Origin of the sequence: Streptomyces collinus Tu 365 (genome assembly GCF_000444875.1) — a bacterium.
GTDB classification, from domain to species: Bacteria; Actinomycetota; Actinomycetes; order Streptomycetales; family Streptomycetaceae; genus Streptomyces; species Streptomyces collinus_A.
This window is the reverse complement of sequence record NC_021985.1, coordinates 4912748-4926580: the sequence shown is the minus strand read 5'-3', so window position 1 is coordinate 4926580 and position 13833 is coordinate 4912748. Positions and strand designations below refer to the sequence as shown.

General features: G+C 72.3%; 12 protein-coding genes. 5 read left to right on the top strand and 7 right to left on the bottom strand.

All coding sequences use genetic code 11. The features are described 5' to 3' along the window. Position 1 precedes the first annotated feature (1 nt). The gene (locus tag B446_RS21440; RefSeq protein ID WP_020941535.1) at positions 2-883 is read left to right on the top strand and encodes a LysR family transcriptional regulator; all 882 of its coding nucleotides are present in this window, start codon (positions 2-4) and stop codon (positions 881-883) included. Here the strand turns inward: B446_RS21440 and B446_RS21435 are convergent. Then, positions 780-1727, bottom strand: coding sequence for a DMT family transporter (locus B446_RS21435; RefSeq protein ID WP_020941534.1), 948 nt, complete (start codon positions 1725-1727; stop codon positions 780-782). The two genes, B446_RS21440 and B446_RS21435, sit on opposite strands and share 104 nt — an antisense overlap. A gap of 119 nt (positions 1728-1846) precedes the next feature. Between B446_RS21435 and B446_RS21430 the strand changes: the two genes are divergently transcribed. The 4 genes from B446_RS21430 to B446_RS21415 all read left to right on the top strand — a co-directional run bounded on the left by B446_RS21430 (position 1847) and on the right by B446_RS21415 (position 7623). After that, positions 1847-2341: a nucleoside deaminase gene (locus B446_RS21430; protein WP_020941533.1), complete on the top strand. Its 495-nt coding sequence runs from the start codon at positions 1847-1849 to the stop codon at positions 2339-2341. A gap of 154 nt (positions 2342-2495) precedes the next feature. Continuing rightward, positions 2496-3890, top strand: coding sequence for a condensation domain-containing protein (locus B446_RS21425; protein WP_020941532.1), 1395 nt, complete (start codon positions 2496-2498; stop codon positions 3888-3890). 71 nt (positions 3891-3961) lie between these two features. Then, positions 3962-6076: a hypothetical protein gene (locus tag B446_RS21420; RefSeq protein WP_043476197.1), complete on the top strand. Its 2115-nt coding sequence runs from the start codon at positions 3962-3964 to the stop codon at positions 6074-6076. Further along, on the top strand, positions 6076-7623 hold the full coding sequence (locus tag B446_RS21415) for an ABC transporter substrate-binding protein (RefSeq protein WP_020941530.1): 1548 nt from the start codon (positions 6076-6078) through the stop codon (positions 7621-7623). The genes B446_RS21420 and B446_RS21415 overlap by 1 nt, the downstream gene beginning before the upstream one ends. A 13-nt stretch (positions 7624-7636) precedes the next feature. Here B446_RS21415 and B446_RS21410 read toward each other — a convergent pair whose 3' ends face one another. The 6 genes from B446_RS21410 to B446_RS21385 all read right to left on the bottom strand — a co-directional run bounded on the left by B446_RS21410 (position 7637) and on the right by B446_RS21385 (position 13710). Beyond that, positions 7637-8143, bottom strand: a complete 507-nt coding sequence (locus tag B446_RS21410; RefSeq protein ID WP_020941529.1) for an SRPBCC family protein — start codon at positions 8141-8143, stop codon at positions 7637-7639. Between the two features lie 25 nt (positions 8144-8168). Further along, on the bottom strand, positions 8169-9248 hold the full coding sequence (gene ccsB / locus B446_RS21405; protein WP_020941528.1) for a c-type cytochrome biogenesis protein CcsB: 1080 nt from the start codon (positions 9246-9248) through the stop codon (positions 8169-8171). Beyond that, complete coding sequence (resB, locus tag B446_RS21400; protein ID WP_020941527.1) at positions 9245-10957, bottom strand: cytochrome c biogenesis protein ResB; 1713 nt, start codon at positions 10955-10957, stop codon at positions 9245-9247. The genes ccsB and resB overlap by 4 nt, the downstream gene beginning before the upstream one ends. A 4-nt stretch (positions 10958-10961) precedes the next feature. Next, positions 10962-11726 carry a cytochrome c biogenesis CcdA family protein gene (locus B446_RS21395; protein ID WP_020941526.1) on the bottom strand — a complete coding sequence of 255 codons (765 nt, stop codon included), beginning with the start codon at positions 11724-11726 and terminating at the stop codon, positions 10962-10964. A 1-nt stretch (position 11727) separates the two neighbouring features. Beyond that, positions 11728-12318 (bottom strand): TlpA family protein disulfide reductase, encoded by a 591-nt coding sequence (locus B446_RS21390; protein ID WP_052352169.1) that lies wholly within the window; start codon positions 12316-12318, stop codon positions 11728-11730. A 102-nt stretch (positions 12319-12420) separates the two neighbouring features. Continuing rightward, the gene (locus B446_RS21385; protein WP_020941524.1) at positions 12421-13710 is read right to left on the bottom strand and encodes a hypothetical protein; all 1290 of its coding nucleotides are present in this window, start codon (positions 13708-13710) and stop codon (positions 12421-12423) included. Positions 13711-13833 lie beyond the last annotated feature (123 nt).

Sequence of the window (13833 nt, the reverse complement as noted above, 5' to 3'; positions counted from 1 at the left end):
CGTGGAACTCCGGCTGCTCGTCACCTTCGAGAAGGTCGCCGCGGTGGGGAGCTTCACCCGGGCCGCGGCCGAGCTGGCGTACGCGCAGTCCAGCGTGACGGGTCAGGTCCGGGCCCTGGAGTCCTCCCTCGGGGTCGAGCTGTTCGACCGGCTCGGCAGCCGGATCCGGCTCACCGAGGCGGGCGAACGGCTGCTGCCCTACGCCCGGCGGATCATCGAGCTGACCGAGGAGGCGCGGGCGGCGGTCACCGGCGCCGGGGAGCCGTCCGGCACCCTGACGGTCGGCACCATGGAGTCGCTGACCTCCTACCGGCTGCCCCCGCTGCTGGAGTACTTCCACCACCGCCACCCCGGGGTGCGGATCGCCCTGCGCACCACGATCGGCGACGAGACCCGGCAGGCCCTGCGGCAGGGGACGTACGACGTCGGGTTCCTGATGGAGGAGGAGACCGGGCACCCGGGCCTGGAGAGCGTGGTGCTGGCGGTGGAGCCGCTGGCGCTGGTCGCGGCGCCCGGGCACGCGATGGCCGGCCGGACCCTTGCGACGGCCGACCTGACCGGTCAGCCCCTGCTGGCCACCGAGCCGGGCTGCGCCTACCGGGACCTGTTCGAGCGGGAGCTGACCGCGTCGGCGCCGGTGGACTTCCTGGAGTTCGGCACGATCGAGGCCACCAAGCGCGCCGCGGCGGCCGGCCTCGGGATCGCGCTGCTGCCCGAGGTGACGGTCGCCGCGGAACTCGCGGAGGGCTCCCTGGTCCGGCTGGCCTGGGAGCCGCCCTTCACGCTTCGCACGCAGCTGGCGTGGCGGTCCGGGAGGCGTCTCGCGCCGCATGTCCGGCTGTTCGTGGAGCAGGCGCGGCGGCTGGTGTCCGAGCAAGGGTGACCTTCAGGCTCGCGGTGACGATGAGCGGCACGCCCAGCGCCTGGACCGGCCCGATGTGGTGCCCGTAGACCGCCCAGTCCGTCACCATCGCCACCGCCGGGTAGACGAAGGCGAGGACGGCGATCTTCGAGGTGGGCAGCTTGGCGTAGGCGGCGTACATCAGGACGTACATCACGCCGGTGTGCAGCAGGCCGAGCCCGGCCAGCCAGCCCCAGCCGGCGCCCGTGCCGCGCATCGCGCCGAGGTCGGCGAAGGGCAGCAGCAGCGGGATGCCGACGAGGACCTGGACGAGGGCGATCAGGTGCGGGCGCACGCCGGTGATCCGCTTGGTCACCAGCGTGGACAGTCCGTAGAGGAGCGCCGCCAGCAGGGCCTGGCCGACGCCGGTCAGGTACGCGCCGCCCCCGCCGAGGTCGGCGGGCGTCACCCCGGAGACCAGGACCAGCCCGGCGAAGGCCACCGCGGTCCAGCCGACCTTGGCGGCGGTCAGCCGTTCGCGGAACAGCAGGGCGCCGAGCAGCACCACGTAGAAGGGCTGGGTGTGGTAGACGACGGTGGCCACCGAGATCGAGGTGTTCGCGTACGACTCGAAGAGCAGCACCCAGTTGAGGACGATGAGCACCCCGCCGAGGACGGCGAGCGAGAGTGTGCGCCGGGTGAAGCCGTGGTCGCGCAGCCAGCCCCGGGCGACGACGTAGCCGCCGAGGGCGAGGGCGCCGAACAGGACGCGGAAGAGGACGACGTCGAAGGGCGGGGCGCCGGACTCGACGACGAAGACACCGAGGGTGCCGGACAGCATCATCGCGGTGGTCAGTTGGGCCGTGCCCTTGTGTTCCGGGGTCATGCGGCCGACGCTACGAAGGAGCGCAGCCGCCGGTCCACGGCCCGGTGGGGTGTCCTGCCGATGGGCGCATCGGCCCCGCCGATGGGTGCTGGTGAGCGGCTCCGGGGAACGGTGAACGCATGGATCAGGAACAGGCACGCGCCTGGCTCGCCACCGCCGTCGCCGAGGCACGCGCCGGGCTCGCCGAGGGCGGCATCCCCATCGGCGCCGCCCTCTACGGCCCCCACGGCACCCTGCTGGGGCGCGGCCACAACCGCCGCGTCCAGGACGACGACCCCTCCGCGCACGCGGAGACGGCCGCCTTCCGGGCGGCGGGACGGCAGCGGACGTACCGTGGCACGACCATGGTGACCACCCTCTCGCCCTGCTGGTACTGCAGCGGTCTGGTCCGCCAGTTCGGCATCTCCCGGGTGGTGGTGGGCGAGGCCGTCACCTTCCACGGCGGCCACGACTGGCTCGCCGGCCTCGGGGTGGAGATCGTGCTCCTGGACGACCCGGACTGCGTGGCGCTGATGCGCGACTTCGTCGCGACGCACCCCGCGCTGTGGCAGGAGGACATCGGCGCCGGGCCCGGGGACCCCGGCCGGCGGCCCGCGTCCCGGCCGGCCGGCTGACGTCCCCCGCGCCTCACCGTCCGTTAATCACTTCCGCGTTCGGCCCGCCACCCGTTCCGTTGAAATGCCCCGGGCGGGCATGTCCCGGCCGCGTCCGACGGCATTCCCTTGAAGGGGGCCCACACTCAGGGGCCCCCTCTGCGATCGGAGACGCGTGCGAATCACTGACATCCAGCGCTGCGAGGTCCGGCCGGGGCGGCTCGTCGAGTGGACGCTGAGCCCGGCGACCGTCGCCACGGCGGCGGGCCTGCCGGAGGACTCCCGGCCGCCGGCCTACATCCAGGAGTCGCACATCAGAACCGCCAGGACCGTGCGGGACGGGGGGCTGTTCGTGCCGACCTGGCTGGGCACGGTCTTCGACCTCCCCGGTCCGGTCGACCTCGACGTGCTCCAGGAGGCCCTGCGGGCGTGGACGGTACGGCACGAGACGCTGCGCAGCGGCTTCCGCTGGACGGGCGGCTCGGGCGAGGGGCTGCGCAGGTTCACGCTGGACGCCGGTGACGTGTCCCTGCACCGGGAGCGCGTCGGCGACTTCACCGACCCGGACGCCCTGGTCCGGCACCTGGAGAACCGGTTCGACACCGTCGCGGACGCCCTGCGCTGGCCGAACCTGATCTACGCCGCGGTCGTCCGGGACGACTCCACCAGCGTGTACATGGCGTTCGACCACAGCAACGTGGACGCCTACTCCCTGCACGGCATCGCCGCCGAGATCAGTGAGCTGTACACGGCCGGCCTCGAAGGGCGCGGGCCGGTGGTGCGGACACCGGCCGCCAGCTACGTCGACTTCTGCGAGCTGGAGCGGGCGGACGCGGACCGCATCGACGACAGCCACGAGACCGTCGCCCGCTGGCGGGAGTTCATCCGGCGGTGCGACGGGACCCTGCCCGGCTTCCCGGTCGACCTCGGCCTCGAGCCCGGCGGCCCGCTGCCCCCGCAGAAGATGATCTGCGAGCCGCTCGCGGACGCCGGCGCGGCCGCCGCGTTCGAGGCGTACTGCCGGCCCTACGGCGGCAGTCTGGTCGGGCTGCTGGCGGCCACCGCCCTGATCGTCCAGGAACTGGGGGGCCAGTCGGTGTACCGGACGGTGGTGCCGTTCCACACCCGGGTGAAGTCCCGGTGGTCCGACTCGGTGGGCTGGTACGTGGGCGGCGCCCCGATCGAGGTCCCCGTCACCGGCAGCCCCGGTCTGCCCGAGGTCCTGCGCACCGTGCGGGCCGCGCTGCAGGCCGCCCGGCCGCTGGCCCGGATGCCGCTCGCCCGGGTACTGAGCCTGCTCGGCACGGACTTCCGGCCGACCTCGCCCGACCTGTACTCCATCGTCTCCTACGTGGACGCCCGCGGGATCCCCGGCGCCGACCGGTGGGCCGAGCAGCGGGCGTACGGGCTGCTGCGGGTGTCGTACGGCGACCAGGTGTGCGTGTGGGTCAGCCGGCTGCCCGACGGGCTGTGGCTGGCCAGCCGGTACCCGGACACCGACGTGGCGGCCAAGAACATGCGGCTGTACGTGGAACGGCTCAGGGATCTGGTCGCGGCCACGGTTTCGTGACCCAACGGTCGCCACGGACCCTGGTACGAAGCAACTTCCCCTTCCTACACTGATGTTGAGGGGGGAATGCAGTGCACAGACGGTTGCACGGGCGCGGAGCGCTGTTCGACGTCGATCCGGCCGGTCTCGCTCCCCGGCTCGTGGGCCTGCGCCCCCACCAGCACCGGAGCCATCCGTTCGAGCACCCGGGCGAACTGCCCTTCGTGGTGCTCACCGGGGCCCGGGGGCTGGGCAAGAGCGCGGTGCTCGGCGAGTTGCGGGACGCCTACCGGGGCCACACGCCGGTCGCCCTGGTCGACTGCGCGGAGGGGCAGTTCGCGGGGCCGCCCGCCGACCGGCCCGCCGAGTCGTGGTCGCCGGTGGCGCAGGCGCTGCTGGTGATCGCCGAACAGCTCGCGGAGCCGGTGACGGGAGCGGGGCGGATCACCTTCCCGCGGCTGATGTCGGGCCTGGTGGCGGTGGCCGCGAGCGGCTGGGGAGACGCGGACTCGGAGCGGATCCGGCGGGAGGTCGAGCGGATCCTGCTGCTGAACGAGAGCGGCTCGTGGATCAGCGGCCTCGCCGGGCGCTGGGCGGGGAAGGTGGCGGCGAAGGTGGTGGCCGCGGCCACCGGCACCGGGCCGCTGCTGTCGGGCGCGATCGAGGCGACCCTGGAGTCGGTCGCCGAGGGCTTCACCAGCAGACGGCACCAGAAGGCGTCGGTCTGGTACCGGACCTACCCGAACGCGGGCGGGCACGCCCAGCGCGGGCTGATCCTGCTGGCGGGCCACTTCCGGGCGGACGGCACCTCGCGCGAGCACGCCGAGCGGTACCTGGTGCGGGCGCTGCTGGCCGACCTGACCGAGGCGTACGCGGGGGTGCTGCCGCGCATGCAGCGGCTCGGCCGGCCGCTGGTCCTGATCGACGACGCGCAGACCGCACCGGGCCCCGGGCTCGTGGAGGCCGTGCTGCGCGACCGCGCCGAGGGCATCGAGGACCACGTCGTGTTCGTCGCCGCGCGGCGCGGCGAGGGCGGCGACGAACTGCGCAGCGCCGTCCGCCGGGAGCTGCCCGAGGTGGCCAGGCGCAGCGGCTGGGTGCCGGAGGCGGCACCGTCCTCGCGTGCGCTGCTGCTGGCACTGCCGCCGCTGAGCCCGGACGACACCCTGCACATCGTCGGCGCGGTCTGCGACGGCACCCCGGTGCCGCCCCAGCTCCCGCCCGCCACGCACCGGCTGACCGGCGGCAACCCGCTGGGCATCGCGCTGCTCGCGGAGTCCGCCGCGCAGCACCTGCCCGGGGTGGCCTCGCTGGGCGAGCTGCTCACGGCGGACGTGCGGACCGCCGAGGACCGGCCCACCGCGCCCGCCTACCGGGAGCTGCTGGACCGGCTGGTGCCCGCCGAGCACCTGGACGAGCTGACCGTGCTGGCCGCCGCCCACGACCACGACTCGGCCTGCGCGCTGGCCGCGGCCCTGCTCCCGGACACCTTCGGACCCGCGGACGTACGGGCGCTGCGGACGCGGCTGGCCGAGGAGGGACTGGCGACCGTGCCGGGCCAGTTCGTCGGCGACCCGTTCGTCCGCACCCTGCTGCTGCTGAGGCTGCACCTGCGGGACGCCGACCACGCGTCGTGGCGCACGGCGCACGAGACGCTGATCGCGCACTACCCGGACCCCGGGCAGGCCCGTTACCGGTTGCACCACGAACTCGCCCTGGGCAGCACGGAGTCCGCGGTCGCGCGGCTGCGCGACACCTTCCACACGCTGGACACCCGCGTCTGGCTGGACACCCTGCGCTTCGTCGCGTCCGCGCCCTACTTCCACGCGCACGACGCCGAGGGCCGCGACTTCACCGGCCGCGGCGACCGGCGGGCCGCGGTGGCGCTCGGCCGCCCGGACGCCGGGCAGGATCCGCCCGAGGGCGCCGACGCGGTCCTGCACCTGCGGGTGCGGCGACTGCTGCACGCGGTGTGGCAGCTCGGCGATCCGCTGGTGCTGCCCGACCCGAAGGTGTGCGACCGGCTCCGCTTCGAGCTGGAGCAGCTCTCCAACCTGCGGCCCGCGGGCAACGCCCTGCTGTGGCGGGCGTCCCGGGACTGGCCGGCGGCGGCGCTCGCGGGCCGCCCGATACCCGGCCCCGGCGGCACCGGTGACGGTGCCGACGGCGACGACGACGGCCCGGACGACCGCAGCGGGGAGGCGTGATGGCGCGCAGGGGTGTGGGCACATGGGTGCGCGAGAGCGTGTGGGAGATCCCGCTGCGCCGCGCCCTGGCCCTGCTGGTCGCGGTGGCCCTGGTGACCGGGGTGGTGTTCGCGGTCCGTGCGCTCGCGCACGTGGACCGGACGTGCGCGCCCGGGGTGGAGCGGCCGGAGGGCGGCGAGGAGTGCGTGGGCGTGGCGACGGGCGGCTACGACTTCGGGCACGCCCAGCTGCGGCCCGCGGTCCGGGCCGTCGCCCGGGAGAACAGCCGGCTCAAGCCCGGGAGTTACGTCACGGTGGCCCTGATGCTGCCGTACAGCTCCGCCTCGCGGACCAGTCTGAACGACATCCAGCACCAGCTGCAGGGCGCGTACCTGGCCCAGTACCGGGCCAACCACGAGTCCAACGGCGAGGGGCCCGCGATCCGGCTGGTGCTGGCCAACCCCGGGGCGACCGGGGGCCAGTGGCGCCGGACGGTGGACCAGCTGACCCGCATGACCAGGAGCGCGGACCGGCTGCGGGCGGTCGCGGGCATAGGGCAGAGCACCGACAACAACAAGAAGGCGGTCCGGGAGCTGACCCGGCGCGGGATCCCGGTGGTCGGCTCCTCCATCACCGCCGACGACCTGGCCAACGGGCAGCACGGCGCCGACCCGTTCCCGGGGCTGGCCCGGGTGTCGCCGACCAACACCGACGAGGCGCGGGCGCTGGCGTCCTTCGCCAAGGTGAGCGCGGGCAAGGCGCTGCTGGTCTACGACAAGCCCGGTGATCCGTACACGCGGACGCTGCAGGAGTCGTTCGCGGCGCTGATCAAGGGCTCGCCGTACGAGCCGCAGCCGTTCACGCCGCCCGCCGACCGCAGCCAGGAGGGCACGACCGCGAACACCTTCCGGCAGATCACGCACCTGGTGTGCGACACGTCCCGGGAGACCGACACGATCCTGTTCGCGGGCCGGCACACCCAGCTCAGGCAGTTCATCAACGCGCTGGGCGGGCGTGGCTGCCAGGACCGCAGGTTCACCGTGCTGACCGGGGACGAGGCCTCGTACCTGACCCATGAGCGGGACCTGGACCGCGGCGCCCTGGGCCGCCGGCTCGCCGTGCGCTACACCTCGCTCGCCCACCCGGACGCCTGGACCGCGGACCCGGCGCGGACGGGGGGCTCGGCGGCCGACTTCGGGGTGCTGCGCGGGCTGCTGGCGCGGTCCGGACGGGAACCGGTCGGGCCCATCGGCCCGGCCGCGCTGGACGACGGCCAGACGATCATCGGGTACGACGCCCTCCAGCTCGCGGTGCACGGCATCCGGGAGGCGGTGCCGGACGGCCGGGACTTCCCGGCCCTCGCGGACGTCGGCCTGCAGTGGCCGCAGGTCAAGGGCTCGCTGCGGGTGAGCGGGGCGAGCGGCTGGATCTGCCTGGACGCGCACGGGAACCCGTACGACAAGGCCGTGCCGGTCGTGGAGCTGACCCCGCGGGGCGGTTCGCGGTTCGTGCGGATCGCCTGGCCGGAGGGGAAACCGCCGGCGAAGGAGTGCCTGCCGCCGTCCTAGGTGAGCGAGCCGCCTAGGTGAGCTGGCCGGGCAACGGCTCGGTCGGCTCACCGGGCTCGCCGGGCTCGCCGGGCGCACCCTGGCCGGGCGGCTCGGACGACCCGGGGCGCGGGCCGCCCTGGGAACCCGCGAACTTTTCGATCATGCGTTCGAACCGGGTGCGCCAGCCGGACTCGGACTCCCCCTCGCCCTGGAACTCGTGGGTGAAGCGCAGCACGGCCGCCTCCGCGCCGTCCCGTTCCAGGTGGAAGCGGATGCGCCCGCCGTCCTCCACGGTGTACTCGGCGACGCGGTCCACGTCCCAGGCGGTGACCCGGCCGGTGCCCAGGCCGCGCAGGGTGACCAGGCCGTCGAGACGGGGCTCCAGGACGTCGACGGCGGTGCACCATCCCCCGAGCCCCTCGGGGGTGGCCACCGCCGCCCAGATGTCTTCCGCGCGCACCGGGATCCGCACCACGAAGTGGAGTATGTGCGTGTTCCCGTGCGTCTGGCTGATGCCCTGTTCGATGGAACCGCTCATGACACCAGTGTCGCCGACCGGCCGATCAGACGCCCGCGTAGGAGTGCTTGCCGGTCACGAAGATGTTGACGCCGTAGTAGTTGAACAGCCAGCAGCCGAAGGCGATCATCGCCAGGTAGGCGGCCTTGCGGCCCTTCCAGCCGGCCGTGGCCCGGGCGTGCAGGTAGCAGGCGTAGGCGACCCAGGTGATGAAGGACCAGGTCTCCTTCGGGTCCCAGTTCCAGTAGCGGCCCCAGGCGTCGCCCGCCCAGATCGCGCCCGCGATGATCGTGAACGTCCACAGCGGGAAGACGGCCGCGTTGACGCGGTAGGCGAACTTGTCCAGGGAGGCGGAGGCGGGCAGCCGCTCCAGCACGGAGCGGGCGAACGCGCCCGGCTTGCCGCCGGTCTGGAGCTTGTTCTCGTACGCGTCCTTGAACAGGTACAGGATCGTGGCGACCGCGCCGACGTAGAACACCGCGCCGCAGAAGATCGCGGTCGAGACGTGGATGTACAGCCAGTACGAGTGCAGGGCGGGGACGAGCTGGTCGCTGGCGGTGTACAGCACGGTGACCGCGAGACCGAGGTCGAGCAGGACCGTGGTGATCAGGAACAGCCCGAGCCAGCGCACGTTCTTGCGCAGCGCCAGCAGGCCCAGGTACACGGCGACGGCGACCGTGGAGAAGGTGATGTTGAACTCGTACATGTTGCCCCACGGCGCCCGCTGCACGGAGGCCGCGCGGGCGACGACCCCGCACAGCTCCACCACGAACGCGAGCGCGGTGAGGGAGACGGCGATCCGCCCATAGAGGTCGCCCTGCTCGTCCCCGCCGTGCGCGCCGGGGCCGTCCGGCACGTCCCGGGCGCCGGACGCGGAGCGCACGACGACCTGGGGCCGCTCCAGCACCGCGGTGCCGCCGGCCCCCCGCACGGTGACGGCCGGGGCGCCGGTCTGCCGGGCGTCCGCCGTCAGCGCGGCGGCCGTACGGGCGACCTTGCTGCGGCTGCCGAAGAGCCATTCGGCGATGTACGCGAAGAAGGCCAGGGTGTAGACGGCCATCGACGAGTAGATCAGCGTGTTGCTGATGCTCGCCAGGTGTTCGTTGGTCGCGGCGGCGAGAGTCACTTCTCAGCCCCTTCGGCAGGTACGACGGTGGATTCGTGGACGTCGTCGGGGTCGGGTGCCCCCGGCGCCTGGTCGTAGAGGATTCCGGCGATCTCGCCCAGCTCCTCGGGCACCTTGGCGGACTCGCTGCGGCCGAGGCCGCCCATCTCCACCACGGTGACGCCGTCGGCGCCGCGCACCGCGCGCACCCAGACGCGGCGGCGCTGGATGAACAGGGACGCGGCCAGGCCGAAGATCGCCGCGAGGGCGCCGCCCAGCGCCCAGCCGCTGCCCGGCTCCTGGACGATCTCGAAGCCGGCCCACTCCTTGACGTCCTTGTCGAACGTGAGGGAGCCGGCGCCGTTCGGAAGCTGGAGGGTGTCGCCCGGCCTGAGCAGCTTCTTCAGCAGCTGGCCCTTGGCGTCCTTGAACGCCTTCATGTGCTGGGTGTCGAGCTGGTACACGTTCTGCGACTGGCCCGCGTCGACACCGAGGTCGCCGTGGTACGCGTTCACCGCGAGCAGCGGGTTCACCAGCGACGGGAACTGGGAGAGCATCGTGCCGCTCTTGGGGTCGAAGGTCGGCACGAAGAAGGCCTGGAACCCGAGCTGGTCCTTGTGGCCCCTGGCGTCGCGGTAGCCGTCCATCACCTTGATCACGCCGTTGGACGTGACGTTGCCGTCGAGCGGCAGCAGCGGCACCGCGTCGTGGTAGACGACCTTGCCCCTGCCGTCGCGGACGGTGATGACGGGCGCGTAGCCGTGGCTCACCAGGTAGACCTTCGAGTCGCCGATCTCCAGCGGCTTGTTGACCTTGACGGTGGCCGGCTTCTCCTTGCCGTACGCGCCCTCGCTGTACTTGATCCTCGCCTCGAAGGTGCGCGGGGTGCCCCGGTTGGGCCCGCTCACCTCGTAGGTGGCGCGGAAGTCCTTCAGGTCGAAGCTGAACGGCACCAGCTCGTCGTTGCGGAACAGGCTGCCGGACTTGAAGTCGTCGTACATCGGCAGCGCGTTGGAGAAGCCGTCGCCCTCCACCATCAGCTTGGTGCCGTCCGACTTGTAGAGCTGGCCGGAGGCGAAGGCGACCAGCAGCACGATCAGCGCGATGTGGAAGGCCAGGTTGCCCAGTTCCCGCACGTAGCCCTTCTCGGCGGCGACCGCGTCACCGGCGACATGGGCCCGGAACCGGCGCCTGCGCAACAGCGCGAGCGCGGCCTCGCGGACCTGCTCCGGCTCGGCGGTGGTGCGCCAGGTGGTGTAGGCGGGCAGCCGGGTCAGCCGCTTGGGGGCGCCCGGCGGCCGGCCGCGGAGCTGGCCGACGAACTGCCAGGTGCGCGGGACGATGCAGCCGATCAGCGAGACGAACAGCAGGATGTAGATCGCGGAGAACCACACCGAGCTGTAGACGTGGAACAGGCCGAGCTTGTCGTAGACCGGCGCGAGCGTGCCGTGCGCCTTGCGGAACTCGTCGACCTTGTTCAGGTCGGCGCCGGTCTGCGGGATGAGCGAGCCCGGGATCGCGCCGAGGGAGAGCAGCAGGAGCAGCAGCAGGGCGACCCGCATGGAGGTGAGCTGCCGCCAGAACCAGCGGACCCAGCCGATCACGCCGAGGCCCGGCGCGACGGTGGTCTCCTCCCGCGGGGCGGTGGACAGCTGGGAGCCGGCCGCCCCCAGGTCCTCGTCCCGGCCCTCGGCCCCGCCGGGGGAGGTGTCCGTTTCGGTCTTGCTCATCGAGTCAGATCCCCACATCGAAGCCGTTGGACCAGGTCTGCATCTCCTGCACCAGGCTGTCCCAGACCCCGGTCAGCAGCAGCACACCGGTCACGATCATCATCGTGCCGCCGATGCGCATCACCCACACATAGTGGCGCTTGACCCAGCCGAAGGCGCCGAGGGCCTTGCGGAAGGCCACGGCCGCCAGCACGAACGGCACGCCGAGACCGACACAGTAGGCGACCATCAGCAGGGAGCCGCGCCCGGCGCTCGACTCGTTCATGGCCAGGAAGTTGACCGCCCCGAGGGTCGGGCCGATGCAGGGCGTCCAGCCGATGCCGAACAGGGCGCCGAGCAGGGGCGCGCCCACCAGGCCGGTCGCCGGCCTCCGGTGGAAGCGGAACTCGCGCTGGGTGAGCCAGGGCATGAGCCCCATGAAGAAGGCACCCATGACGATCATGAGCACGCCGAGCACCTTGGACAGCGTGTCCTTGTACTCCTGGAGGGTCGAGCCGAAGAAGCCGAACAGGGCCCCGCCGGAGATGAACACCGCCGAGAAGCCGAGCACGAACAACGCGGCCCCGGTGACCATCCGCCCCCGTCTGCTCTCCCCCAGGTCGGTGCCGGCGACTCCGGTGACGTAGGAGAGGTAGCCGGGGACCAGGGGCAGTACGCAGGGCGAGAAGAACGAGACCAGGCCGCCGAGCAGGGCGATCGGCAGCGCGATCGGCAGCGCGCCGCTCTTCACGGTCTGGTTCTCCACCGCCAGCGTCAGGAGTGCGCTCACGTCACTTCTCCGCGAGGACCGGCTTGAGCATCTTCAGCAGCGCCGTGTCGTCGAGCGCCTCCAGCGCCCGCGCGGCGACGTTCCCGTCCCTGTCGAGGACGAGCGTGGAAGGGATGAGCTGCGGGTTGAGCGTGCCCTTCTTGAAGCGGAGCATGAGCCTGCCCGTCGGGTCGTACAGGCTCGGGTAGCCGATCCCGTGCTCCTTCTCGAAGGCGACCGCGGGGGTGGTGCTGGTGTCCCGGGTGTTGATGCCGACGAACTGCACGTCCTTGCCCTCGTACGCCTTGGAGACCTTGGCGAAGTACTGGGCCTCCTCGCGGCAGGGTCCGCACCACGAGCCCCAGACGTTGATGACGACGACCTTGCCCTTGTAGTCGGCGACGTCCAGGGTCTTGCCGTCGATGGTCTTCCCGGACAGGTCCGGGGCCGCGGCCCGCTCGCCGCGCGCGGCGGTGTCGATGCCGTTGTTGCCGGTGACGAAGTTGGTGTTGCCACCGCCGCCGGAGGTGCCGCCGTTGCCGCACGCGGACAGGGACAGGGCCGCGACGGCGGCCATGGCGCTGAGCTGGACGGCGCGACTACGGGTACTCATGTGAAAAGTTTCGCATGCCTGTTCCGGGGATCTCGCGCACCCCCCTGCCGGGCGGAAAACCGCATATCAGGCGGTTTTTACACCGGACAATTCACATATTTCTCACGCGGCGTCGGAGTGGGCGGTCTTGGCGTCCCGCAGGAAGGCGCGCCAGCCACCGGCCGGCCGCTGCCCGACCTCCAGCGTGCGCAGCCGGGCGAGCACCCCGGGCTTCTGGACGTCCATCCAGTCCACGAACTGGCGGAAGGAGACGAGGCGCACGTCGGCGCCCTTCTCCTTCTCCCGCGCGATGTGCTTGAAGGCCTCCTCGACGGAGTCCATGTAGATGCCGCCGTTCCACTGCTCGAAGTGGTTGCCTATGAAGAACGGCGCCCGGTTCGTCTCGTACGCCCGCTGGAATCCCTGGATGTACGCCTGCGCGGACTGCTTGCGCCAGCCCGGGTAGTTGTAGGCGGGCGCCTTGGTCGAGTTGACCGACTGGTTGGCGAGCATGTTGTAGTCCATGGACAGGACCTCGAAGCTGCGTCCGGGGAAGGGTATCTGCTGCAACGGCAGGTCCCAGATCCCCATCCGCTTCACCGGCCACGTCTGACGGCCGCCCGGCGACGAGGCGTCGTAGCGCCAACCCAGCTCCCGGGCGGTCGGCAGCAGGTTGTCCTGGCCCAGCAGGCACGGGGTGCGGCCGCCCACCAGCTCCTTGTCGTAGTCGAACGGCAGCGAGGGCAGCTCGGTCCAGCCGGTGTTGGTGCGCCATTCCTTCACGAACGCCTTGGCCTGGTCTATCTCGCTGCGCCACTGCCTGGGCGTCCAGCGGCCGACCGTGCCGTTTCCGGAGCAGAAGTGGCCGTTGAAGTGGGTGCCTATCTCGTGGCCCTCGAGCCAGGCGCGGCGGACATTGGCGAGCGTCGCCTTGACGTGCTCGTCGGTGAGATAGCCGATGTCGGAGGCGCCGCGGGGGTTGTTCGGCGGCTCGTACAGGCGCTTCTTCGACTCGGGCAGCAGGTAGAGGCCCGACAGGAAGAAGGTCATGCTCGCGCCGTGCTCCCTGGCGAGGTCCAGGAAGCGCGGGAAGAGCCCGTTGCCGACCTCACCGGCCCCGTCCCAGGAGAAGATCACGAACTGCGGCGGGGTCTGCCCCGGCTCCAGCGGCTCGGGCCTGGCGGGCTGGTGCGGCTGCCGGCCGGTGAACGAGGTGGAGCCGTCGCCGATCGGCCGGGCCGCGGGGCGCGCGGCGCCGTCGTGGCCGGGCCCGCCCTTCGGGGAACCGCCCGGGTGCCTGCCGCCGTCCGAGGCCTTGAGACTCCCGCAGCCGGCGAGACCGGCGGCGGCCGCCGCACCCGTCCCGAGGCCGAGTGCTCCCCGACGGGAGAAATGCCGGGAGTTGGTGCGCATGGAGGTCCCCGATTCGTCGCGCCTGCTGGTCGTCACTCATTCAGAGGCAGCGACGAACGGGGAGGTTCCTTCGATTCTTATGTTTTTCGTAACGGACCTGACAAAAGCGTCCTAAGTCGCGGC